We start from the raw sequence: 249 nt of genomic DNA, 5'->3' as shown, positions 1-249 counted from the left end.
AGTGGCAGCATGCCAGCTGACTTCCTTGCCCTCCAGGCGCGGATACAACAGGCGATTGGGTATGTTCAGGCTTTCTTTCAGCGCAGAGCCTTTGACGCAAAGTGCCCCATGATTGGCCGGGTGGCAGACATCACCGACGATGTCAGGCTGCCTCGTTACACTACCGGGCTGAAATCTGCCTTTCACCGCCACACCACAGCCTACGCCACAATAGGGACAGGCTGATTTCACTGCTTCACCTTGATTACA

Annotated in this window: 1 protein-coding gene; it reads right to left on the bottom strand. The window is 55.8% G+C overall.

Going from position 1 to position 249, the window contains the following annotated elements:
* A partial coding sequence (locus ACYP03_RS27270; RefSeq protein ID WP_459782841.1) for a hypothetical protein occupies positions 1–231 on the bottom strand: 231 nt, incomplete at its 3' end.
* Positions 232–249 lie beyond the last annotated feature (18 nt).

Source organism: Photobacterium sp. R1, from assembly GCF_054600795.1.
The sequence above is the reverse complement of the archived record's forward strand: the minus strand, read 5'-3'. Positions and strand labels throughout refer to the sequence as shown.